Annotated in this window: 18 protein-coding genes and 1 tRNA gene; 9 read left to right on the top strand and 10 right to left on the bottom strand. The window is 59.2% G+C overall.

The window, feature by feature from the left end; genetic code table 11:
* Positions 1 to 204 precede the first annotated feature (204 nt).
* Positions 205 to 408: a cold-shock protein gene (locus tag CORAM0001_RS08290; RefSeq protein WP_005511370.1), complete on the top strand. Its 204-nt coding sequence runs from the start codon at positions 205 to 207 to the stop codon at positions 406 to 408.
* 896 nt (positions 409 to 1,304) lie between these two features.
* A complete protein-coding gene (topA, locus tag CORAM0001_RS08285; protein WP_040361669.1) occupies positions 1,305 to 4,277 on the top strand; it encodes a type I DNA topoisomerase in 2,973 nt (990 codons plus the stop codon).
* A gap of 46 nt (positions 4,278 to 4,323) precedes the next feature.
* Here the strand turns inward: topA and CORAM0001_RS08280 are convergent, their stop codons facing one another.
* The gene (locus CORAM0001_RS08280) at positions 4,324 to 5,646 is read right to left on the bottom strand and encodes a DUF418 domain-containing protein (RefSeq protein ID WP_244262036.1); all 1,323 of its coding nucleotides are present in this window, start codon (positions 5,644 to 5,646) and stop codon (positions 4,324 to 4,326) included.
* 238 nt (positions 5,647 to 5,884) lie between these two features.
* Between CORAM0001_RS08280 and CORAM0001_RS08275 the strand changes: the two genes are divergently transcribed.
* Positions 5,885 to 6,475: a hypothetical protein gene (locus tag CORAM0001_RS08275; RefSeq protein WP_005511352.1), complete on the top strand. Its 591-nt coding sequence runs from the start codon at positions 5,885 to 5,887 to the stop codon at positions 6,473 to 6,475.
* Positions 6,476 to 6,679, top strand: a complete 204-nt coding sequence (locus tag CORAM0001_RS08270; RefSeq protein WP_005511351.1) for a helix-turn-helix domain-containing protein — start codon at positions 6,476 to 6,478, stop codon at positions 6,677 to 6,679.
* A gap of 87 nt (positions 6,680 to 6,766) precedes the next feature.
* Here the strand turns inward: CORAM0001_RS08270 and CORAM0001_RS08265 are convergent, their stop codons facing one another.
* Positions 6,767 to 8,293: an adenylate/guanylate cyclase domain-containing protein gene (locus CORAM0001_RS08265; RefSeq protein ID WP_040361666.1), complete on the bottom strand. Its 1,527-nt coding sequence runs from the start codon at positions 8,291 to 8,293 to the stop codon at positions 6,767 to 6,769.
* Between the two features lie 82 nt (positions 8,294 to 8,375).
* Between CORAM0001_RS08265 and CORAM0001_RS08260 the strand changes: the two genes are divergently transcribed.
* The 3 genes from CORAM0001_RS08260 to CORAM0001_RS08250 all read left to right on the top strand — a co-directional run bounded on the left by CORAM0001_RS08260 (position 8,376) and on the right by CORAM0001_RS08250 (position 11,120).
* Complete coding sequence (locus CORAM0001_RS08260; RefSeq protein ID WP_040361664.1) at positions 8,376 to 9,731, top strand: DNA polymerase III subunit delta'; 1,356 nt, start codon at positions 8,376 to 8,378, stop codon at positions 9,729 to 9,731.
* 134 nt (positions 9,732 to 9,865) lie between these two features.
* Positions 9,866 to 9,938 (top strand) — tRNA-Thr (locus CORAM0001_RS08255).
* Between the two features lie 210 nt (positions 9,939 to 10,148).
* The gene (locus CORAM0001_RS08250) at positions 10,149 to 11,120 is read left to right on the top strand and encodes an N-acetylmuramoyl-L-alanine amidase (protein ID WP_050773634.1); all 972 of its coding nucleotides are present in this window, start codon (positions 10,149 to 10,151) and stop codon (positions 11,118 to 11,120) included.
* A gap of 8 nt (positions 11,121 to 11,128) precedes the next feature.
* On the opposite strand, the gene CORAM0001_RS08245 is transcribed toward CORAM0001_RS08250, so the two are convergent.
* Both CORAM0001_RS08245 and CORAM0001_RS08240 read right to left on the bottom strand, forming a co-directional pair.
* On the bottom strand, positions 11,129 to 13,180 hold the full coding sequence (locus tag CORAM0001_RS08245; protein WP_005511342.1) for an acyl-CoA dehydrogenase family protein: 2,052 nt from the start codon (positions 13,178 to 13,180) through the stop codon (positions 11,129 to 11,131).
* Positions 13,181 to 13,399: 219 nt separating this feature from the next.
* Positions 13,400 to 14,743: an MFS transporter gene (locus CORAM0001_RS08240; protein WP_005511356.1), complete on the bottom strand. Its 1,344-nt coding sequence runs from the start codon at positions 14,741 to 14,743 to the stop codon at positions 13,400 to 13,402.
* Positions 14,744 to 15,561: 818 nt separating this feature from the next.
* Between CORAM0001_RS08240 and CORAM0001_RS08235 the strand changes: the two genes are divergently transcribed.
* Positions 15,562 to 16,851, top strand: a complete 1,290-nt coding sequence (locus tag CORAM0001_RS08235) for an MFS transporter (protein WP_005511337.1) — start codon at positions 15,562 to 15,564, stop codon at positions 16,849 to 16,851.
* Between the two features lie 129 nt (positions 16,852 to 16,980).
* Entirely contained in the window at positions 16,981 to 17,946 is a 966-nt protein-coding gene (locus tag CORAM0001_RS08230) for a GDP-mannose 4,6-dehydratase (RefSeq protein ID WP_040361700.1), read from the top strand.
* Positions 17,947 to 18,008: 62 nt separating this feature from the next.
* On the opposite strand, the gene CORAM0001_RS08225 is transcribed toward CORAM0001_RS08230, so the two are convergent.
* The 6 genes from CORAM0001_RS08225 to CORAM0001_RS08200 all read right to left on the bottom strand — a co-directional run bounded on the left by CORAM0001_RS08225 (position 18,009) and on the right by CORAM0001_RS08200 (position 23,941).
* On the bottom strand, positions 18,009 to 19,004 hold the full coding sequence (locus CORAM0001_RS08225) for a DsbA family protein (RefSeq protein ID WP_005511359.1): 996 nt from the start codon (positions 19,002 to 19,004) through the stop codon (positions 18,009 to 18,011).
* A gap of 49 nt (positions 19,005 to 19,053) precedes the next feature.
* A complete protein-coding gene (locus tag CORAM0001_RS08220) occupies positions 19,054 to 19,476 on the bottom strand; it encodes a DUF2304 domain-containing protein (protein ID WP_005511345.1) in 423 nt (140 codons plus the stop codon).
* Complete coding sequence (locus tag CORAM0001_RS08215; protein ID WP_040361698.1) at positions 19,473 to 20,165, bottom strand: glycosyltransferase family 2 protein; 693 nt, start codon at positions 20,163 to 20,165, stop codon at positions 19,473 to 19,475. Before CORAM0001_RS08215 ends, CORAM0001_RS08220 begins: the two co-directional genes overlap by 4 nt.
* Positions 20,166 to 20,188: 23 nt before the next feature.
* On the bottom strand, positions 20,189 to 21,010 hold the full coding sequence (locus CORAM0001_RS08210; protein ID WP_005511348.1) for a glycosyltransferase: 822 nt from the start codon (positions 21,008 to 21,010) through the stop codon (positions 20,189 to 20,191).
* Between the two features lie 90 nt (positions 21,011 to 21,100).
* Positions 21,101 to 22,462, bottom strand: a complete 1,362-nt coding sequence (locus CORAM0001_RS08205; protein ID WP_005511325.1) for a lipopolysaccharide biosynthesis protein — start codon at positions 22,460 to 22,462, stop codon at positions 21,101 to 21,103.
* 18 nt (positions 22,463 to 22,480) lie between these two features.
* Positions 22,481 to 23,941, bottom strand: coding sequence for a M1 family metallopeptidase (locus CORAM0001_RS08200; protein ID WP_005511358.1), 1,461 nt, complete (start codon positions 23,939 to 23,941; stop codon positions 22,481 to 22,483).
* Positions 23,942 to 23,950 lie beyond the last annotated feature (9 nt).

Genomic DNA, 23,950 nt, shown 5'->3' with positions numbered 1-23,950 from the left:
CGGGGGTGGCAAGAAGCTGTTCCTAATCGGCGCTCGCGCCCCAAACGTGGCAGACTTTTTGAGTGTATCGCCCGCCAAAGGGCACCCAGCAAAAGCCCGTGCGAGGCGGAAAGGGTGTTCTGGCCGTGTTTACCCCATTGTGTGTGGCCGGATGTGCGTGGCGAATACTTGTTTTATCGAATCCTGAAGTTGGGAAGTTTTGTAATGGCACAGGGTACTGTGAAGTGGTTCAACTCGGAGAAGGGCTTCGGGTTTATCGCCCCAGCTGACGGTGGCAACGACGTGTTCGTTCACTACTCCGAGATCCAGGGCACTGGTTTCAAGACGCTGGAAGAGAACCAGGCAGTCGAGTTCGAGATTGGTGAGGGCCAGAAGGGTCCGCAGGCTCTGGATGTCAAGCCTCTGTAAAACTTAGTAGTTCGGGGCTAAGTTCGGTTCTGAACTGGGCTTTTGTTCAGTTTGGCTCGCGGAATGTTTGGCTTTTTCAAGGTCCATGTTGTGTTCATGGGGTGAGCCTTGATTCTCCCACGTGGAAAGTAATTTCTGCGTGGGTTTTGTGTTTCTGGGGGTTTAGGGTGCGCGGCAATCGCGGGGTAATACACAAAAGTGTGTCTGCTCAGCGTGTCGACCGGCGCATCGGCGGGTGGGCGCCTTCGATACTTACCTCAATGCGAGTTACTGACTGCGTTTATGGCAGCGTCGGCGGGTCGATCCGAGTTACTGACCGCGTTTATGTCAAAAATGGCCCGAAAAATGGCCTGAAAGTGTCATAGACTCGCACAGTTTCACATTTGCAGCCCGTATTCATGTGTGCAGCCCGTATTCACGTGTGCAGCCCGTAATTTTTGGGGTCTGACCAGTCGCTATCTTGAGAATCAGGCGCACTTTTTGACTATTGGCCCGCAGCACGTGCCCGTTTTGACCAGCCGCTGACAGTCACTGGGATGGTCATGGCCAGCCGCAGAGCAGTCGTCGGGCCGGCCACCGGGTATCCCCCAGCCCCCCACAGCAGCCCCTTCAGTCACACCCAAAATCCGCCCGATACTTGAGGATTCCACGCGACAAACTAGATTGTGTGTACGGTATTCCTTATATTCTTCATATTCTTTCCAGATAATCTTCCGGGAGAACGCGGCCGGGAACTGATTTGAACTGATCGGAACCGGTTGGAACCGATTGGAACCGATCGCGGGCTTCTCACAGCTGAAGCCCGGCCAGAGTCCGGCCAAGAACTCCAAGATTTAAACGAAAACAAGAACCTAAACAGTCAAAAACATTCAACGTTGCAGGATAGAAAAACTTCTATGGCGAATTCAGACGGCCTCAAGCGCCTTGTAATTGTCGAGTCGGCGACGAAAGCTCGCAAGATTCAGCCGTATCTCGGCGATGATTACATCGTGGAGGCGTCGGTGGGCCACATTCGCGACTTGCCCCGTGGCGCAGCCGACGTTCCGGCTCGTTACAAGAAGGAGCCCTGGGCTCGTCTGGGTGTGAATGTCGACAACGGATTCGCTCCGTTGTATGTCGTCAGCGCTGATAAGAAGAAGAAAGTCGCCGACCTGAAGGCCAAGCTCAAGGAAGTCGACGAGCTCTATCTCGCAACTGACCCCGACCGTGAGGGCGAGGCTATTGCCTGGCACTTGCTGGAGGTTCTGAAGCCCAAGGTGCCGGTGCGTCGCATGGTGTTCCATGAGATCACCAAGCAGGCCATCTTAGAGGCCGCCGCCAACACCCGTGAGCTGGACCAGAACCTGGTCGACGCCCAGGAAGGTCGCCGTATCCTCGACCGCCTCTACGGCTACGAGGTCTCCCCGGTGCTGTGGAAGAAGGTCATGCCGCGCCTGTCGGCAGGTCGTGTGCAGTCGGTGGCAACGCGCGTCATCGTCGAGCGTGAGCGCGAGCGCATGGCGTTTATCTCCGCTGAGTACTGGGATGTCGCCGCCACTCTGGACACCGGCTCAGCTTCTGCTGACGCCAACCAGCCGAAGGATTTCGTTGCAACCCTGACCAGCGTTGATGGTCAGCGCGTAGCGCAGGGCCGAGACTTCGATGACCGTGGCCAGCTGAAGAAGTCCGATGGCATCCGGGTCGTCGATAAGCAGCTCGCCGAAACCCTGGCGGCGGACCTCGTGGGCTCTGAGCTCAAGGTCGCGTCGGTGGAGGAGAAGCCGTACACGCGCCGCCCGTACCCGCCGTTCATGACTTCTACGCTGCAGCAGGAGGCGGGCCGCAAGCTGCATTACACCTCTGAGCGCACGATGCGTGTGGCGCAGCGTCTGTACGAAAACGGTCACATTACTTACATGCGTACCGACTCCACGACGCTGTCCAAGGCCGGTATTGACGCCGCGCGTAAGCAGGCGCTGGAGCTCTACGGCTCGGAGTACGTCGCCGATGCGCCGCGCCAGTACTCGCGCAAGGTTAAGAACTCGCAGGAAGCGCACGAGGCAATTCGTCCGGCTGGCGAGACATTCGCAACGCCGGGGCAGCTGGCGGGATCGCTGGATGCCGAGGAATTCAAGCTCTACGAACTGATTTGGCAGCGCACCGTCGCCTCGCAGATGGCCGACGCACGCGGCACGTCCATGAAGGTCACCATCGCCGGCGCCACCGACACGCACGCCGTCGAGTTCGCCTCCACTGGACGCACGATTCGCTTCCCGGGCTTCCTCAAGGCATACGTCGAGGTCTCCGCGCTTTCCGACGGCCGCAAGGTCGCCGACAACGCCGAGAAGCGTCTGCCACAGTTGACGGAAGGCCAGGGCCTGACGGCCACGGACTTCAGTGCCGACAGCCACTCCACCAACCCGCCTGCGCGCTTCACCGAGGCCAGCTTGGTGAAGAAGATGGAGGACCTGGGAATTGGTCGTCCGTCGACATACGCGTCGATTATCAAGACCATTCAGGATCGCGGTTACGTCTACTCCCGCGGCAACGCTCTGGTGCCCTCGTGGGTGGCCTTTGCCGTGGTGGGGCTGATGGAGGAAGCGTTCTCCGATCTGGTCAACTACGACTTCACCTCCGAGCTGGAGGATGAGCTCGACGGCATTGCCGCGGGCAATAAGGACCGTACGACCTGGCTGACCGGTTTCTACTTCGGTGATGAGAAGGATCACCGCCACAAGGGAGCCGACGCCATTGCGACCCACGGTGGCCTGAAGAACATCATCGACGTGAACTTGGAGTCGATTGATGCTCGGAAGGTCAATTCTCTCCACCTTTTCGACGATGCCGAGGGCAACCCAATCATCGTTCGCGTTGGCCGCTATGGGCCGTACCTGGAGCGCACGCGCCCGGGTGCCGGTGAAAACGGTGCCGACGAGGTGCAGCGCGCCAACATCCCGGAGGCCATGACTCCGGACGAGCTGGATCTGGCTGCTGCCGAGAAGCTGCTGGCGATGCCGCAGGGCGGCCGTGAGCTGGGCATTAACCCGGCCAATGGTCGAATGATTGTCGCTCGTGATGGTCGCTACGGTCCCTACGTCACCGAGCTGGTCACCGATGAAGAGCGTGAAGGTGTCGTAGCCAAGGCTGAGGAGATCATCGCAGCTGAGCGCGCCGAAGAGGACGCTCAGCGCGCTGCCGAGGGCAAGCGAAAGAAGAACTGGGAAACCAAGACCGCTGCCAAGCAGAAGGAAAAGCGCACCGCGGAAATCATCGAGGAAACTCTGAAGCCGAAGACGGCCTCGCTATTTTCCTCCATGGAGCCGTCGACTGTCACGTTGGAAGAGGCTCTGAAGCTGATGAGCCTGCCGCGTGAGGTCGGTGTCGACCCGGTCGATAACGAGGTTATTACTGCTCAGAATGGCCGTTACGGCCCGTACCTGAAGAAGGGCACGGACTCGCGTTCACTGGCTAACGAAGAGCAGATTTTCACCGTGACTTTGGACGAGGCTCGTCGTATCTACGCTGAGCCGAAGCGCCGCGGTCGCGCTGCTGCGAAGCCGCCGCTGAAGCAGCTGGGCGACAACGATGTCTCCGGTCGCCCGATGTCGGTGAAGGATGGCCGCTTCGGTCCGTACGTCACCGATGGCGTCACCAATGCTTCGCTGCGCAAGGGGGATACGCCTGAGACTCTGACCGATGCCCGCGCCTGCGAGCTGCTGTCTGAGCGCCGCGCGAAGGAAGCCGCAAACGGTGGCACTAAGAAGGCTGCGAAGAAGTCGACTCGCAAGACCACGAAGAAGGCTGCGAAGAAGACCTCAAAAAAGACCGCTAAGAAGACGGTCAAGCGCACCACCAAGCGAGTGGTGAAGGCAACGCGTAAGGGCAAGTAGCGCATTGACCGTTAGCCGCGGCAGGGGCTAACTGGGTGCAGAGCACTTAAGCTGCCGCCGCGCCCGCCACACCTGGCGTGTCCGCAGCACCCGGCATCTCCTGTGGAGCAGGCTTGGGGCCACCGAACCCGGCCAACTCCGCACGCATCGTCGGCCCGTACGACAGCCGCCGATGCACCTTCTCAAACGGTCCCTGCATCCCGCGTCGCTCCATCGCCCACGCGGCCAACAGGGTCACCAACCAGACGCCTACAGCGATGAGGGTTTGCACGAACGCGCCCATGTCTCGCGGTATGTCCAGCATAAACGGGTACACCAGCACAAAGAAGATGACCGACTGCATCAGGTAGCCCGTCATTGAACGCTTGCCGAGCGCCACAATCGGCACCAGCCAACCAGGCACAGCGGCGCCCTCGTTCAGGCGTCGCTGGAGCGGCTGCAGCGCTAACGCCAGCCCTGCTAAGATGCCAGGAGCGGCGAACACTCCGGCAAAACTGTTGATTGTTAGGTAGATCATGTGCTGTTCGGACGGAAGAACATCAATCGCGGTCAGCCCCATGGGAATGCCCACACCGAAAGCAACGACCACTGCCACCACGAGCCACCGAATAAGCAGGGGGCGGTGCGCGTCAACGTCGTCAAGCACGCCTTTGCGCGCCCACACGAAACCAATCATCATCACCGGCAGGTAGAGGAACAGCTGTAGCGGCAGAGTAGTGATGCTCATTGTCAGGGCCTCGAGATTCGCGGCGAGCATATCCGGATAACTTGTTTCAATCGCACCGCCGTTGACGAACTCGCTCATGTCGGAGCCGACGAACTCGGCGTCGGGCATCGCAATTACGAATCCCAAAAACAGCAGGCTCAGTGCAGCGTTGATCGTCAGCGCAATCCACGCGAGAATCGTCAGTACCTTGTTGCTAAGCCCCATAAGCAGCCCCAGGATGATGCCGCAAATGCCATAGAGAAACATGATGTCGCCAAAGAACAGAAACAGCATGTGCGCGATGCCGAACAGCCCCAGGAACGCATATCGCTTTACGACGACCACTCGCGCCCGCGACCGTGGAAAGTTCCTCCTGGCCAAACTTCGGACAATGAGCCCGACACCGAAACCGAGCAGCGTTGCGAACATCGGCAGCCCGCGATTGTGTGCGGTCACAGCGGTAAAAAGTACGGTGACCTTGTCGGCGATGCTGTCGTTTATGACGCCGCCGAAGAATGCTCCGGGCAGCTCGGGGCTTGCAACCAACCAGGCAGTGGCAATGTTTGCGATAGCGATGCCGAGAAGAGCGAATCCGCGCGCAGCGTCGGGGACGAGCATGCGAGGTCTGGGGTTGGTGCTAGAGCTGGAGCGGCTGTCAGTCATTCCTCCAACGTAAAGGATTTGTGGGAGGGTACGCAGGTTGGTGGCGGATGGTGAGGTGGGGACGGCGGTTGTCGTGACGTTAAGTTGTAGAAGTCTTGCGACATATCGAAAAGCGATATAGTATCGAAAAGCGATACATCGAATAACGATGTGTCGGGGTTTGGCTGCAGCTCCAAGCGACCCGTAGGAAAAAAAATTCACTAACCGCGCCAATGACGGTGCAGCAAGGAAACTAGCTATGACATCTCCCCAGGCCAAGAAGCCAAATGGCCCATATGTCAATCAAACTAAGGAACGACGGGATGTAGTTGCGGGCCTTTTTGTCGGAGTGCTTGCGCTGGCTTACATCCTTCTTGAGCTCCGCCACCCGGTTCTTCACCAACAGTTCCCCAGCGATCTGACTCTGCTCCTGCCTGAAGTCCTGGGAAGTGACAAAGGGGTTCCTATCGAGGTTATGAGTGGTGGAGCCCTCTCCTTGTTTATTGCCGCGACTGTTGTTCGATGCGTTATTGTCGCCGCGATTGCCGTGCTCTGCGTGTTGTTCTCACTCTCGTACCTGAAGGGCGAGTTCTTTACGGTTAAGACTGCGCGACGCGTTATGGCTATCTCCTGGCTGGCAGTGATCTATCCGGCAAGTGGTTTCCTGCAACTTATGGGCGAAAACTGGGTCGCGGGTGACCTGATTCTGAGCACGTGGTTCCAGCGCGACCATGCCGATTTCTATCAGCACCTAGGAATATGGTTTGTCCTTGTGATGGTCATCTCCACTCTCGGAGTTATGTTGTTCCGAGCCGCGCGAATGCAGGAAGACCAGGAGGGGCTCATTTAAATGGCGAAGGTTGTGTGCCACTTGGATGAGCTACTGGAAAGCCGCGGTATGACGCTCGCAGCCCTTTCCGAACAGGTCGGGGTCACACCGGTCAACCTCTCAGTGCTCAAAAACAACAGGGCGAAAGCCGTGCGCTTCACGACGCTCACTATGTTGTGTGAAGCCCTGGACTGCCAGCCAGGGGATTTATTCTCGGTGGAGTAGTTGCGCTCGCCGTCTGAGAAGTCTAGGGATGCTAGGCGTCCAACGAGCACAGCATGAGCACCGCGAGACCGACGAGTCCGCTGCCCCCTAGGCCTCGTCGGCAAGCGTCGGGCGCACCGGGCGCGCAAGCTGCGTCATGTGCGTGCGGCCGCGCAGCTCCACGGACTTCAGGGTGGTCCAGCGAGCCTGCTCGTCCTCGTTGGCCAGGCGGATAGTGGAAGCCGTGGCGAGCACGCGGCCCGGGGTGTCCTTGGCCAGCTCGGTCAGACGAGCAGCCTGGTTAACCGCGTCACCAATAACCGTGTACTCAAAGCGGTCACGAGCACCGATGTGGCCGGCGACGACATGACCGGCGGAGACGCCAATGCCAGCGCTGAGTTGGAGGTCGAGCAGTTCCTCGCGCAGTTCACGGGCTGCGGTGAGAGCGTGACCAGCCGTGTCGTCGAGGGGCAGGGGAGCGCCGAAGACCGCCAGAGCTGCGTCACCCTGGAACTTGTTGATAATGCCCTTATTGCGGTGCACACAGTCGACAACGTGGTCGAAGAACGCATTGAGTTCGCGGACAACGACCTCTGGCGAGTTCTTCTCCGCGAAGTTGGTTGAACCAATTACATCCACAAACAGCACCGCGACCAGGCGATTCTCGCCGCCCAAAGTTGGCTTTTCTTCCAGAGCCTTGCGGGCGACCTCAGATCCGACGTAACGGCCAAAGAGGTCACGGACCCGCTGACGCTCCTGCAAGCCACGCATCATTTCATTGAAGCCCGCTTGGAGGACACCCATCTCGGAGCCGTCGTAAATAGGCACGCGCGTATCCACCTGGCCCTGGCGGACCTTGTTAATTGCGCCCGTGAGATCCCGAATCGGGTCAACGATGGACATGCTGGCCAGCATCGTGCCGAAATAGCCGGTAATCAGAGCCAGAATTGCCAGCGCGGTGATGGTGGGCAGCAAATCTGCCGCATCATCTGTGAACATGCCACGGCGCTGCCCCAGGAGCACAAGCAAGATTGCCACTACTGGAACACCGCTGGTCAACACCCACGTCTGGCGCAGACGGTGACCAATCGGCGGCTCCAACGAAGAATCCGGAGCCCTACGTGCCAGCGCCTCCACCGCGACCGGACGCACCATGCGCTCTGCAATTAGGTAGGTCAACAGCGCCACCATGGCACCGCCGAGCACCGAGGTAATCAGCACCATCATGCCAATCTTGCTGTCATAGGCGAACGCGACCGCGCTGAAGACAATCACGCCCAAAGACCAAATGACCGTACCCAAAAGCGCCTGATAAATTGGCACGCGCATGACCAGATAGCGCACCCGCCGCGGATCGTGCAGCTCTGGATGACGCTGCCACTTCAGTAGTGGCTTGAACAGAATCCAGGTAGTGCCGATACCCGCGATAATTGCCAGAACCAGGTACCCAGCCAGGCCATAGATGACCCCATTAGCCAACCGCGGCAAGTGAGTTTCTTGGTTCAGTGGCAACAGCATGCCGAGGAATAAGCCGACAATCATGGCTCCGACAAGGTTGCAGACGAAGATAAATGAGGCATAAGCAGGCCACATTGTCCCGCTTAGCCATTTCAGATTTCGCCAGAGCCGTTGCATGATTACTACTTTAGTGGCAACCCCGGATTGCAGGGAGTTGTTACCTCACAAGATGCTCGTGGGGCGCGCTAGAGTTGTGGCCATGACAGAGCCCATGACAGAGCGCAGCGTGTTTTCTCGTATGCCCGAAACCGGTGGGGTTCGCCAGCGGCTACAGGCTGCTGTGCGCGCTGCGCATTATCGCTTTGCCAATGGTCAACCGCTGGCAGGCGATGGGGTGGAGGTTTCGCCGGAAGGTGGGGACGCGGGGTCGTCGTTAAGCGATGTGCCACGCGACTCGGACATGACGCACGCCTGGCTGTTCACGGGACCTGCGGGGTCGGGGCGGTCGGTGACGGCGACGGCGTTTGCGGCGGCGCTGCTGTGCACGCGACATGACAACCCCGGATGTGGCGAGTGCGAGGGCTGCCGGACGGCGCTGGCGGGAACGCATGGCGATATCAAAATCGTGCGCCCGGAGGGCACCATCATTTCCGTGGCGACGGTGAGGGACGAGCTGCGGCCCTGGGCCTACAAGATGCCCACGACGGCGGATTGTCGCGTGCTAATCATCGAAGACGCCGACCGTCTCAACGAATCCGCTTCAAATGCGCTGCTCAAGGTGGTGGAAGAACCGCCGCTGCGCACTGTCATCATCATGTGCGCACCAACGACGAACGCGGAGGATTTCTCCGTTACGCTCCGTTCGCGCTGCCGCCACGTTTATGTGCCGACGCCGCATATCGACGACGTTGCAAACCTCCTGCGCGCCGAGCGGCCAGAGCTTACCGACGAGCAAGCGGTCTGGGCCGCGACGGTGTCCAACGGTCATATTGGGCGTGCGCGTGGCTTTGTCTCCGATGAGGGTTCGCGTGCCTGGCGGGGTAAGGCCCTGGATTTCGTGGAGGCCGTGTTCGACCCGGCGAAGTCGTATTTGGCGGCGCGAGAGCTAGCCAACGAAGTGGCTGGCGAGGTTAAGCGGCGGATGGAGCCACTAGAGGCTGAGGAGCTGGAGAACCTTGAGCGCTCGTTGGGTGTAGGTGCGTCTGGCAAGGGTGCGCAGGCGGCGCTGCGCGGCTCTAAAGGTGTGATTAAGGAACTGGAGGATAATCAAAAGCGGCGGCGCAGGCGCGCGGAGTCAGATCTGATTGACCTGTCGTTGACCGACATTATGGGTCTTTACCGTGACGCCCTGGTGCTGGCGTTTGGGGCGGAACGTGCTGGGTCGGCTTCTGGTGCTGATTCCGAGTTTGGGAATGGTGCCGTCTACCTCATTAATCCAGACCGTCGTCGGACAGCGACGGAGCTTGCCCGACGTCTTCCGCCGGAGGCGATATTGGCCTCCATTGATGCTGTCACCGAGGTGCGCGGCATGCTCGTGACTGCAGTGAAGCTGACGGTCTTGATGGATGAATTGATGGCTAAATTGCAGATCGCAGGGCAGGTTGGTCGCAGGTAAGCCGGGAAAAGCACCTAATTCATCGGACTGCAGTCCCCATTTTGGTAGCGATGGGGGCAGTGCAGTAGTATTACCGCTTGTACATTTTGTGCAGGGTTATTTCTGCTTGCTTGAAAGCTCGGCGCAATGTGCGTGCCGCCTTAGCTCAGTCGGTAGAGCATCTCACTCGTAATGAGAAGGTCGCGAGTTCGATTCTCGCAGGCGGCTCGGTGTGAAACGGGATCCTTTAAAAGGGGTCCCGTTTTTTATTTTTTGGATCGGTCAAACATGAGGAGAGCGAATCCGGCGGCAGGCCGAGGAGTGGGGTGGTTCCCCGGAAACGAAGAGGGAAGAGTTTTCGGAGCCGGGACTCTCAATCGAGTGTTTGCTACTGTTACTCAGCACATGGCAGGTACGCGGAAACTAGGAGAACGCACTATGAGGCAGCCCGGACACCAGCGACGAGCAGTACAGCAATCAGCAGGACGACTAGCTGTGGCTTTGGTGGCTGCAGCAGTTGTGCCAGCCGGTCTTGTAGCCTGCACCATCGACACGGAGGCCTCCAACGCGCGAAGCGCTCAGCAAGCTGCGTCGACGGAAACTCAAACCTCCTTGGCAGCTGAGGAAGAGGCCATGCAGATGCCGAACCCCACTCCGCCGAATGAGGAGTTTGCAATGCCTGATTCTGCTAACCCTGACGCAGTCGCTCCGGGCGACGCACCACAACAGCAAGCTAATCGCTCTACTTCGCGTGCCGACGGCTCCAGCGCTGTAGCCGGTAAGGTCATCTACCTCGATCCGGGGCACGCCGGCACCCCACCACCTGCTGACCTGATGGTCACTGACGGTCGCGGTGGACAAAAGCCGTGTAATACCTCCGGAACCGCTTCCAATGACGGCTTCCCGGAGCACGAGTTCAACTGGCTGATGGCGCAGGAAATCAAGCAGCTGCTCGAACAGCGCGGTGCTCAGGTGCTGCTCAGCCGCGAGGATGACGCTGGTCGTGCAGATTGCATAGATGCCCGCGCAGAGAAGGAAAATGCTTCCAACGCCGATGCCGTGGTGAGCCTCCACGCTGACGGCGCTGGAGAGGGCAACCGCGGATTCCATGTGTCGGCGATTTCTCAGCCACTCGCCAATAATGACGAGCAGGGCTCTACCGCGCTGGCAACCGCCCTGCGCGATGCCTTTGTTGCCGCTGGTTTTGCTCCGTCTAACTATCTTGGCAGCGAAGGGCTGAATCCGCGCGCAGACCTCACCGGACTCAACCTATCGACGAAGCCAAAGGCACTGATCGAATACGGCAACATGCGCGACAGCAGCGATATTGCCCTCTTAAACTCCAACGAAGGCCGTCAGCGCTTGGCAGAGGCCACTGTGACTGGGCTGGAAGGTTTCTTGGCGCAGTAGCCAACCCGCTAACTAGCCGGGTTGGCCTTAGCCTTTGGCGTCATCGCTTCATAAGGCTCCATCATGGGGATATCCAGCATGGTGCTGGGGACACCAAAGGCGTCGACAAGTACCTCAGACCAGGGACCAAGGGAATCAACCAGATCGGCCAAGCCCGCCCGCGCGCCCTTGGTACGAGTACCGGTGAGTAGTGACTGCTCCAAGAACCAGCCGGCGTTATCGCAGACAACCGACAAGAAGAACACATCACGAACCTGCTCGAGCACTTCTTGAGAGCGCTCGTCTGTGAGCGTGGATTCGGCTTCGAAGAATGCTTCCAAGATCATGCGATCGATATGCGCCCACGCACAGGAAATCATGTGATCCTGGACCTTGTCCACCAGCTTCGCGGCCTTCTCAACAGGCAATTTCCGCGCCGGGCGCAGCCTGCGAGCAAGGGACTTGAGAAGTCGGTTCTCGCGCTCGATGAGCAGTTGCATCTGGCTGGCGGGGTCAAAGAGCGAGGACTCATCAGCGTCAGTCAGTGCGTCCAAGAGATTCTGGACGACGGCATCCGCACCGGTGCGACGGCGCAATATGCCACTGAAATTGTCGAGGCCGAAGCGCACCATTTCCAGGTTGGAAAAACTCTGCACCTCCCGAGCGAAACCACCCAAGAGTTCTTTGGTGACCAGCTGTAACATCACCACGTTGTCGCCCTCAAAGGTGGTGAATACGTCAGAGTCTTCCTTGAGGATGGTCAGCAGGTTTTCTGCCATGTAGCCAGCTCCACCGGTGGCCTCACGCATCTCCTGGATGGCATCGGTGGCATGTGCGGTGTTGGCAACCTTCAATGCGGCGGCATGCGCCTCCGCTTCACGCAGATCGCGAGCCTGCTCCGGGGTTAGATTCGCGCGGTCCAGACCTTCCGCTTCGAGGTCGTGAATCCGCTTGATTAGCAGGTTGGTGGCAAATTGCAGACCGTACGAACGCGCAATGCGGGGGAGTAGTCGGATTCGGTGCTGGCGGTGCTCAATGAGTTTCTTTTCCGGCATCGAATCGTCGGGAGCAAATTGGCGCCGCAAGTGTGCGTACTTGGTGCCGATGGTCAGTGCGGTGCGGGTTGCCGCACCAGCGGCCGCACCGACTGTCACGCGGCCGCGAACGAGGGCACCGAGCATTGTGAAAAACCGTGCATTGGGGCTGTCAATATCGCTGCTGTACTCGCCAGTGGCCGAGACATCTGCAAAACGGTTAAGCAGATTCTCCCGTGGCACGCGGTAATGATTGAACATGAGAGTGCCGTTGTCCACGCCCAAGAGGCCCCCCTTGGTGCCGTGGTCGCCGATAGCAACCCCGTCGACAGGCGAACCATCATCATTGCGGATTCGAACGACAATGCAGTGCACACCATGGGATTCTTCCTGCCCTGGTGTGTAGAGCTGGCAAAAGACCGCAGCCCAGCGCCCATCGCGCGCGGCGTTGCCCAAAAACCACTTCTCGGAGGAAGCCGTAGGGGAATTGAGGATGAATTCTTCCGTCTCGGAGTCGTAGTGCGCCGTGGTCTCGAGTGATTGCACGTCGGAGCCGTGGCCGCGTTCGGTCATCGCAAAACAACCGAGTGCGCGCAGTTCAATGAGATCCCGCACCAACTCACCGTGACGCTCAGTTCCCAAGTTGCTGACAGCGCCGCCGAAGAGCCCCCACTGCACTCCGGACTTCACCATCAACGACAAGTCGGTGTGGCCAAGCATTTCAATCCCGGTGAGAGTGCCACCGGTATCTCCTGTGCCGCCCTGGTCAGTGCGGAAAGCACCATAGGGCATGCCGGTCTTAAGCACCTTGGAAAGCGCCTCGGTGGTGTGCTGCCTGGCCTCCTCCACGGTCAGCCCAGAGGTGGGCCGTAGAGAGGGGTCTTCTAAAAGGGCGCGGACATCAGCGCGCGCCTCGGGGAAATAGCCGTCCAGGACCTTTTGCAGCGCGCTTGCCACTTCCGGTTCAGGACGGGAGGGGAGTGTCTTCGGAGCGTCGGTCGAGCGACGGCGGGGGATTCGCGTGGAGCTGGAAGAAGTCTGTGCCATAACCCAACGTTAATGGGATATCTGGGGCTTGTCAGCCGCTTTCGACTGAGAAGCTCATGAGGAAATCGGGGCCGCGGCAAGAGAAAAACCAGTTACCGAGATAAAAGAAGGTGGAAACGCAAAAGCCGTCGTCAAGCAAATGCTGCGTTGTGCAGTGCTTGACGACGGCTCGTGAAATCAGGTTCCCGAAATGGGAGACAAACCTTTTTGCCAGGGGTGCTAGACGCGTGCCTTGACCTCGGCGACCGTAGTTTCCGGGTGCTCAATGAGGTCTCGGTCCTCGAGGCCCTTCGGCAGCAGGAACAGCGCAATCAACGCCGGGACGGCCATAATAATCAGGTAGACCGAAATGTAGAACGGGTTACCAGTGGAGTCCATGATCATCTGGGCAATCATCGGTGCGAATGCGCCACCCAAGACGGCACCGATGGCGTAGGCGATGGAAGCGCCGGAGTAGCGGACCTCCGCCGGGAACATCTCAGAGTACATAGCCGGCTGTGGGCCAAAGGTCAGGGCCAGTGGCAGGGTGAGGATTGCCACGGTCATGACGTAGAGGAACGGACCCTGCTCCAGGAGGTTCCACATGACGACTTCCCAAATCATGATGAGGACGTAGCCGATGATGAAGGTCTTGGCGCGACCAATTCGGTCGGACCAGGCGCCAGCGAGGAACATGAAGATGGTCCAGCAGATACCTGCGACGAGAGTACCGGTCCATGCAACGGTTGCGGGGTATCCCAGAGTCTTCTGCGCGTAGGCACCGAAGAATGCAATCACAAGGTAACCGGTGGCCTGCTGAGCGGCAAAAATCAGCGCGCCCTGGAGAACCTTGCCCCAGTGGTTGCGGAAGAGCTCCGGCAGCGGGGCAGAGCGCTCTGCTGCCTCAGCCTGCATTGCCTGGAAGACAGGGGACTCGTCGACGCTGCGGCGAATCATGTAACCAATCAGGACCAGAATGAAGGACAGCAGGAACGGAACACGCCAGCCCCACTCCATGTAGGCCTCCTCGCCGACGATGGACATCACAATCAGCATGGTGCCAGTGGCCAGAGTCAGCCCCAGCGGGACACCGGCCTGCGGGAATGCACCGTAGAGGCCACGCTTTTTCTTCGGTGCGTACTCCACGGACATCAGGGCTGCGCCGCCCCATTCGCCGCCGGCGGAAATGCCCTGGAAGATACGGAGGAGAACCAGCAGGATTGGTGCAGCCACACCAATCGATGCATAGGTCGGCAACAGGCCGATGCAGAAAGTAGCGGTACCCATACCGATGAGGGTGAAGACCAAGATCATCTTGCGGCCGTAGCGGTCACCAATATGGCCGGCAATCACTGCGCCGAGTGGGCGGAAGAGGAATGAAATGCCCAAAGTGGCCCATGCGAGCACCTGAGCTAGCTGTGGATTCGCTTTCGAAGCCGGCTCAATGAAGTTCGGAGCGAGCACAATGGCCGCTGCCTGAGCATAAATCAAAAAGTCGTAGAACTCGATGGTTGTACCCACGAGAGTTCCCGTGAGCACCTGGCGGCGCTGTTTGGGATCAGTCGCGATAATCGAAGTGGTCATAAATAACAAGACTTTCTTTACATACCCGTCCGCACGGCCATCGAGGACCTTGGCGATCTTAGCGGTCGTGCAGAAATCGCCCCAGGTTTTTCTCAGCCAGCGTTTGGGGAATGGACAGATTGTTTGACGGTGTCGAATTCTTACACAGTCAGACCGGTAGCGACTAGCGTTCGAACTTCAGCGAGCGATGACAAAAAGTGAACAACGGGGGTAATTGGGGGCTGGTGAATGGCGGTAAAGTTCCTTTATTTGTGACTGATTTCATTCCCTGCATGTCTGGAAAAGGGGGGAATCGGGGGTAGGTGAAGAGTATGGAAAGGGTGCTGCTTAGCGACGGGTCGTTTCGGGCCTAATATGCGCGATCTGATGGCTGTTTGTGTGTGAGGCCGTATTAAATGCGGGAAATCTGCGTTTTATGGCAGTTCGGCTACCCCTATATTGGACTGATTTGTAATTATATAATCAGAAATTGTGTGAATGGTGTGACAAAAGTGACGCAAGACATGAAAGAAGTAACGGAACAATAACGATGTAGTGTCGAAAAGGTCATTGCCCCCGGATGGGGCAGGGATGCAAGGTCGGCAACGCGCCACCCTGAGACGGGGGTGTGAGCCCCAGGTTTCAGGGGCATTTGTGCCGAAGACAACCCGAGGTGACCAAACTGGGCACGCCACTGCGCTAGCCGCCACTCCACTAGTCGACTCAGTTGCCCCGCTCCGCTTGCTCAGCTACCTCGGCACGCCACTTGTGGTTAGCCCCTGTGACTCAATCTCCGCGATTGTGCGTAAGGCGCTGGGGACCGTCGTAAAGTAAACGACATGTCTTCTCACGCAGGAACTAACGGCAATGAAAATGAGGTACCTCACGGCAGGGCCAAATCCAATAAGGGCACGCCGTTGTGGTTGCTCGCCGCAATTGCAGTTTTCGCCGTCGCGTGGGGTGGCAATGAATTCACACCGCTGATGGTGATGTACCGCGAAAACGCCGACCTGGCGCCAGTCTTCATCGATCTTCTATTGCTGGTCTACGCCCTCGGCATCGCGCCGGCGCTGCTGATTTCGGGCCCAATCTCGGACCGTATCGGCCGTAAGCCGGTGATGCTCGCCGCGCCGGTGCTCTCGATTCTGGGCTCGACCCTCATCGCGCTGGGTGAGACTACCGCACCGCTCATCCTCACCGGTCGCTTTATCTCGGGCTTGGCGGTCGGCATTGTCATGGCCGTGGGTGGCTCGTGGGTAAAGGAACTTTCCGATCCGCGCTTTGACCTCAAGGCCAAGTCCACCTCGGGTGCGAAACGTCAGTCCATGGCGTTGACCTTGGGGTTTGGCCTGGGTGCGGGTATTGCCGGCACGCTGGCGCAGTTCGCGCCGCTGCCGGGGCAGTTGGCTTATATCATCCATATCCTGATTTCCATACCGACAATCTTCGGTCTTTTGGCTGTGCCGGAGACCCGCCAGTCGCCGCACCTGGGCGGCAGCAATGCTCCGCGCGAGACCGTCTGGGAGTCCCTACGTACCCCTTCGGTAACTAACCGTCGCTTCCTGCTCGTCGCCGCGATGGGAGCGCCGTGGGTCTTCGGTGCAGCCGGTGTTGCCTACGCAATCATTCCGTCGTTGCTGCAGGATCACGTCTCCCAGCCAGTGTTCTACTCCGCGATGGTCACACTGTTTGCGCTGCTCTGTGGTTTTGGAATTCAGCAGATTGGTCCACGCTTTGTGACCGAGTACAACGCCCGCGGTTCGCTTATCGCAATTGGCATTGTGGTTATCGGTATGGGCCTGGCCGCATGGATGTCCACCAACCCCACCGCAGTGACGGCGTTTATTGCAGCGCTGGTGCTGGGCGCTGGCTACGGCCTGTCCATGTTTACCGGCCTCAATGAGGTACAGCGCATCGCCGGCCCGCGCGATATGGCTGGGCTGACCGGTATCTTCTACTGCCTGACTTACATCGGCTTTGCATTCCCTGCAATTCTGACCAAGCTATCCGAGTCCATCTCCTGGATGACCTACCCGGTCATGCTCGGTGGCGGTATGGTCATCGCCATTCTGATGGGCTTGGTTATTTTCTTCAATTCCACTGTCAACCTGCCACAGCGCGCTGAGTAATCTCGCATTCCTCGGAAGACTAATCAACCCCGTCAATGTGAGGTTGGTACACGTACAAGCGGTTTTCCTTACTAAGCGCCTATAGTTCTTCCTATGGAGAAGCACAAGAACGAATCACCGGCCACCGCGATGACAGAATCGTCGGTAAGCGCGAAACCGCGTGCGCTGGTGACGGGTGGTGCGGGATTTATCGGTTCGACGCTGGTTGACCGGCTGCTGGCTGAAGGGTACGCGGTCACGGCGCTGGACGATCTCTCCCACGGAAAGCTGGAAAACCTCCAGCAGGCATCGCTTAACGACGACTTTGAGTTCATAACCGCCGATGTGCTGGAGGTGGACTGGGACGAGCTGCTCGAACGTAGCCGCCCGGAGGTTATTTTCCACCTCGCAGCGCAGATTGATGTGCGGATTTCCGTGGCCGACCCGGTGCGGGATGCGACGCTGAACATCATTGGCACAATCAAACTTGCCGATGCGGCTCGAAAGCACGGTGTCCGCAAGGTTGTGTTTACATCTTCGGGTGGTTCCATCTACGGCACGCCGGAGGAGCTTCCGGTGTCGGAAAGCGTGCCGGTCAATCCGATGAGCCCCTATGCCGCTTCAAAGGCGACGGGCGAACTGTACTTGAATATGTTCCGCAATCTTTACGGGCTCGAATGCTCGCACATCGCGCCGGCGAATGTGTACGGCCCGCGGCAGGATCCGCACGGTGAGGCCGGTGTGGTAGCTATTTTCGCCCAGCGACTGCTGGCGGGAGAGCCGACCAAGGTATTCGGTGACGGCGGAAATACCCGCGACTATGTGTATGTCGACGATGTGGTGGATGCTTTCTACCGCGCATCCGGCGAGGTCGGTGGCGGGATGCGCTTTAATATTGGCACCGGTGTGGAAACCTCGGATCGGCAGCTGCACTCGTTGGTGGCACAGGCTGCGGATGCCGAGGATAATCCGGAGTTTGCGCCGCCGCGCACTGGTGATGTGGCACGGTCGGCGTTGGATCCCACGCGGGCACGTGAGGTACTCGGCTGGGAGCCAGCTATGAGCATTCACGAGGGTGTTGCTCGTACTGTGGAGTACTTCCGGAATCAGGGCTAGCGCAACTTATGCGGGCGGCTTCGTGCACTCGCCCGCGTAAGTTAGCAGTCAGTCAGCGCAGCTTACTTGCCAGCTTCTTCCATGCGCTTAGCGTGGATGAGAGCCAGCTCGATATTGTCCTCGAACACATCGAGAGGCTGTGCGCCCGAGACGAACTGAGTACCAACGAGGAAGCCCGGAGTACCGGAAATGCCCAGCATGGAGCCGAACTGGGTGGCATTCTCTACCGCCTCGGTCCACTTGCCGTCCTTAAGTTCCTTTTCAAAGCGCTTCATGTCCGGCACACCGGCCTCGCGAGCGACGGCAATCAGTTCCTTTTCAGTGAACTCCGGGTGGCCCTGGCCCTTTTCCCCGGCCTTCTTAAACAGTGCACGGGAGAATTCCCAGAACTTGCCCTGAGCTGCCGCAGCACGTCCGGCCTCAGCATCCTTGGTAGCCTTCTCGCCGTTGATGGCCATGTCGTTCCACTCCAATCGGACCAGACCCTCATTGACATACTTTTCCACGAGGTCAGGCTCGGTTTCGTTTGCGAACTTCGCGCAGAACGGGCATTCGAAGTCCGAGTAGATCGAGATTACGACCGGCGCATCCACTGCACCGAGAGCAAAAGGATCATTTTCATTGCGGCGGTGGACATTATCCATATCCTCCGGGGACTTCAGCTGTGCTCCCGCCTTTGGCCCGTAGATGCTGGCATCAAAATCCCCGTTCGGGCCAGGTACAGGCGCAATCTCCCCCTTGCCTGGTGCAACGCCCGCCATGTTGACGGTGCTCACGCCGTTGAAGCTAGCCGAACGCGAACCAGCGAAGAAGCCCGCTGCGCCGACAATAATCAATGCGACGACAGCTAGCGCCCATGCAGCGTTCGGAATCGAGTACCACGACTTGGTTTTTCCATCACTGTCGGCAGACCAGGACTCCAGGTCCTGCTCAGTGGGTACCGGCTGAGAAGCCTGCTGGGGTTCCTGCTGTGTCCCCTGCGGCGCTGCGTCTGCCGGGGGCTGCTGCGGATCGCCGCTGTTGTCAGCGGCGGCGTTGTCCTTATTTGCTTCGCTCATGGCTTCTATGGAACCACAGCCTCAGATTCACATGCGCTTAGCGTGCCGATTAGTCCGACGGAGCGTTCTTCTCGACATTCGTCGAGCTGTCTTTTTGGCTGCTGTTCTGGCTGCCCGAAATCACAATTTCTTCTTCCGGACGCACAGCGGTCTTCAACGCCACTGCACGAGCCAGTCGTGCGTAGCGTAGCTCCTGTTCGCGGAAGCGAATGTAGGACGACACCGTGGTAAACACGAACGCCAACACCAGTACGTAGAGCAGCAAATCGGTGCCCCGAGTCACACCAATCCAGTTGGCCACCACGGTCAGATCGTCGGGACGCACGATTGCCCATAGGCACGCGATGACGAAAACGACGAATCCCAGCTTCACGCCCGCCTTGGCGCGCGCTTTACGACGGTTAGCGACGAAGTAAGCGACCAGGCCCACCATCGCCAGCAGCAAAATAATTTGAACGATGGATGCGGTCATGGCAGCCTCTTCGAAATCAGGGAGTCGGCAAGGATATTGACACCGTTGAACAAGGATTGACCTTTAGACATGGAGTATTCCGTGTAGAGGATATCCACCGGCTGTTCAGCGGTGCGCCAACCTCTGCTGTCCATGACCTCGACAAATTCGGAGGCATGGCTCATGCCGTTCATGCGTAGGTTCAGTTGCTCTGCCACCGTGCGGTTGAAAGCGCGCAGGCCGTTGTGGGCGTCGGTAAGCCCGAGCCGGCGCGTGCGTGGTGACAACATGACCACCGTCTTGAGGACAATTCGCTTAATCAGCGGCACCTGGTCATCCTCGGCGCGACGGCGGCCGAAACGGGTTCCCACGATGATGTCGATTGGTTCGGTGCGCAGTCGCTGCACCATAGCGACGACGTCCTTGACCTGGTGCTGGCCATCGGCGTCGAAGGTGACAAAGTACTTCGAGCCAGCCTGCGCGCGGGCGTATTCCACGCCGGTTTGGATAGCGGCACCTTGACCCAAATTGACAGGGTGGTTGACCAGGTGAGCGCCGGCCCTGTGGATCTCCAGGCTGGAATTATCCGAAGAGCCGTCGTTGACCGCGACAATGTTGGGGAAGGTCTCGCGAGCGTGCTCGAGAACCTCACGAATAACCTGGCCCTCGTTGTAGCACGGCACAATCAGCCAGGTGTCCGAGAAATCCATGTTGTCAGTCATCGCTCCGAAGCCTACCGCACAAACAATCGTCGATATGCGCGTGACATGAGCTGAGTTGGCAAAAGTCGGAAAAGTGTCCGCACCGCCAAGTTAAACACCGCCCGCGGCCGGGAAATCAGTCCCTCAGCTACCAGCGTGCGCTGGAGCTGGCGTTCACCGCGGATGATGCCGCGCGAGGTTCGTCGCTCGAACATGCCGTCGGCGCGGAAGTACACCAGCGGCTCGGGCAGATTCTCAAACTTCGCGCCGGCGGCCATGAGGCGCACCCAGAGGTCATAGTCCTCCATCAGACGGATGTCGCGATACCCTCCGACCTCACGCACCTTCGCCGTGCGCAGCATCGAGGAGGGGTTATTTACAGGCGAATTGATCTTGATATAACGCGCAATCTCGGCGTGCGTCTGCGGCAGAGTCCGCACGCGTACCACATTGTTCGGCGTGCCCTCGAACTCCGCCATTGCACTGCCCAATACATCCAACTCCGGGTCAGCGGTCAGCGCGTCCCACTGCTTTTCAAATCGGTCCGCACGCGCAATATCGTCCGCATCCAGCCGCGCCATCCATGGTGTTTCCACCAGCTGAAGACCCGCCTGCGAAGCCACTCCCGAGCCACCATTTTCCGCACATCGCAGCACTGTCATCTCCGAATGCGCCTGCTCATGCTTGACGACGACCCGGTCGAGTTCCCGCCCGATCGGGCCATCGATGACCACAATGACGTGCGCGGCCGGACGCGTCTGGTTCCACAGCGACTGCAGCGCAGCATCGAGCTGGTCGGGGACGACGCGGTGGTAGACGGTCATGAGAACCGTGAGGTTAGTGATGGTGGACATGTGAGTCTCGAGCCTCGGGGTTTAAGTGGAGGGGGTAGGGAACGGGGACTATTGGGGAAGGGGACTGTTGGGACACGGTGCTGGAAGAATCTACTCCACCGCGAATGCCTCCGATACCGCAGACCTGGCGGCTTTCGGGGAAAGTGTGCGCAGCGCAAGCAGGTGAATGACAACACCTACCGCAGAGCCTACGGCGATAGCCGCGACCGTGCGTACCGACAGGTGCCCAGGAAGGAAAAGAATGGCAACGGCGATCGTGGTCGCAGCCAACCAACCGATCAGATACATATGGTGCTTTTCCACTGCCAAGGTGACCGAGCCGGTAATCATCAACATGGCGGTCAACGTCGCACCGAGCGTCAGCGCCGCGAGCACCGGCCCGGACACGTGATAGCTATCGTCCAGGATGAGAGTCATAATCCACGGGCCGATGAGCCATGCCAGGCCTGCGCCAAAGGTGCCGAAAGCAGCCAGCGCTCCCAACGGCTTGGCCAGCGCTGCCAGTACGCCCTCGGAGCGGTGCCGGACAAAGCTCACAATGATGGCGTTTTGGAACTTCTCCAAGGGCATGAGCAGCGGAGCGCGGGTCAGCGTTACGGCGTAGGCGATACCCGCAATGGTCACCGCTGCGGTGAAGTTGTTGGCATGCGGCGGGGTAAGCGACTCGGCTATCCCGGCGCCAGTTGTGACCGCTTCGCCGGCAACCTTGACGATTGTCGGAAAACCTGTGACCAGCACAGCAGATGCACCGGATGCGCCCATGGCCGTGACCATGAGAGTGGTGAAGCGGCGCACCGGGACGTCGGCACGCGCGAACATGACCGAGCGGGTTGCCGGGGAAAACAGCGCGAGAATAAGCCAACTGACTGTGCCGAACACCGTGATAATCAGCCACGCCAGCAGGCCCCAGCCGAAGTACCAAGCGACGAGTGCCAGTGCCACGCGCACGAGAATGTCAATCATGATTAGCGCGGCGTATGGGCCCCACAGTTGGCGGCCGCTTAGCAGACCCGAGGTGGTGGCCTGCATGGAGTACAGCGCCAGACCGAAAGCCATGAGCAGAATTGCAGTGCCGGCGTCATCCTGCACGACCAGTGGGGCCCACAGTGGACCCGTCACTGCCATGGTGATGAAGGTAACTGCGGCGACGCCCAGGGAAACTGTGATGGGGCGAGCGCCGAGAGTTTGATCTGCTTCCGAGGCTCCCTGCTCCTGCCTCTGCTCCTGCTCTCGATTCTGCTCCCGATCCCGCGATTCCGCAGCGCCGATTGCGCGCGTGGTCTCCTGCATCAGCCCGCCGAGAACACCCGTGAGCGCGAAGAAAAGCCCCCAGAATGCCACGAACTGCAGGTTTACAGCATTGGGAAGTGCGCGAGCCGAGATAATCAGCACCGCGAAGCTGCCTATCGCCGCGACAATCGTGGCCAGGGACAACCATTTGAAACCGGACATTGACGTGCCTCTAGCTCTCTAGTCCTTGGCCTTCGAGTAGCCGAGCTTTTCAAACTGAGCGGCCAGTTCCTCGTCCACGATCGGAGCACCATTATTGCCGATGCCCTGGTCAGCAGGGGAGCGCGTCGGGTCAGTGGGGAAGTCTGGCAAGGAGCTGCGTGACAGCCAGGAGTCAAAGATGACATCCAGGTGCGAGGTGGTGATGCCGCGCTCACGGCACACGCGGTTGGCCAGTGCGCGGAAGTCCACTGCATCGACCACACTGTGGCGGTTGGTGGTGGTCCACTTGCGCACCAGGTCAAAGAACACCTCGTCGCCCAGCAGCAGACGCAGAGCGTGCACAGTCAGCGCGCCGCGCTTGTACAGACGGTCGTCGAACATCAGCTTGGGCCCTGGGTTGGCGATGACGATGTCCTGATCTTCTTCAAGCAGGTCCAGGTAATGCTTGCGGGCATGCACATCCGCGCTGGCACCGCCGCTGACCTCGGACCACACCCACTCGGAATAGCAGGCAAAACCCTCGTTGAGCCAGATATCGCGCCACTGCGAAATGCCGACACTGTTGCCGAACCACTGGTGCGACAACTCATGGGCAATCAGTCGATTCCACGTGTCCTTGCCGTCGGCGTGGTTGGCTCCGAAGATGGACAGACCCTGTGCCTCGATGGGGATCTCCAGGTCGTCTTCACAAATGACCACCTGGTAGGCGCGGAAGGGGTAAGGGCCAAAGAGCTTGGCGAACTCATCGAGCATGCGCCCCTGGTCGCGGAAATCATGGCGGGCATTGGCCACCAACTCAGAGGGCACCCAGGCCACCACGGTCGAGGTCTGGCACGGCAGCTCGACCTTCTTAAACTGGCCGACATTGATGGTGGCCAGGTAGGAGGCCATAGGCTCCTCGGTGACAAACCGCCAGCGGCGGCGCGATCCGCCCACGTTCACCGGAGCGTCGGCAAGCCCTGGTGCGACGACCTCGTAGGGAGCGTCGGTGACCATCGTGAACTCGTAGAACGCCTTGACCTCGGGATCGTCATCGCAGGGGTACCACGACGCCGCGCCCACCGGCTGCGATGCCACGAGCGCGCCATTTTCGAGTTCCTCCCAGCCAATGTCGCCCCACTTCGAGCGCACCGGACGTGGCGTGCCCGAGTAAGTGACAATCAGCCGCAGCGTCTCGTCCGGAGCCAACTCGCGGTCGAAGGTGACGCGCAGCTTGCGTCCCGAATGGCGCCAGCGCTTCACATCGATGGAGTGTGCCTGCGAATCGGAAATCGCATCCACCGAATCGGCCCCCAGCGCATCCGCGAAGTCGAGGGTGATGTGCGAGGTCCAGGCGTTGATCTCGATATGTAGAGTCGCCGTCGCCTTCAGACGATTCGGCCCGACCCGATAATCGAGGTCCAGCTCGTATTTATTCACCCGGAAACTCAGGTTGAACGCAATACCGGTATAAGGATTAGTGAAATCAGCGCTACTCACGGCTGTTAC

Origin of the sequence: Corynebacterium amycolatum SK46 (assembly GCF_000173655.1) — a bacterium.
Lineage (GTDB): Bacteria > Actinomycetota > Actinomycetes > Mycobacteriales > Mycobacteriaceae > Corynebacterium > Corynebacterium amycolatum_A.
Note: the sequence above shows the minus strand (reverse complement) of the source record. Positions and strands in the feature narration are given on the sequence as shown.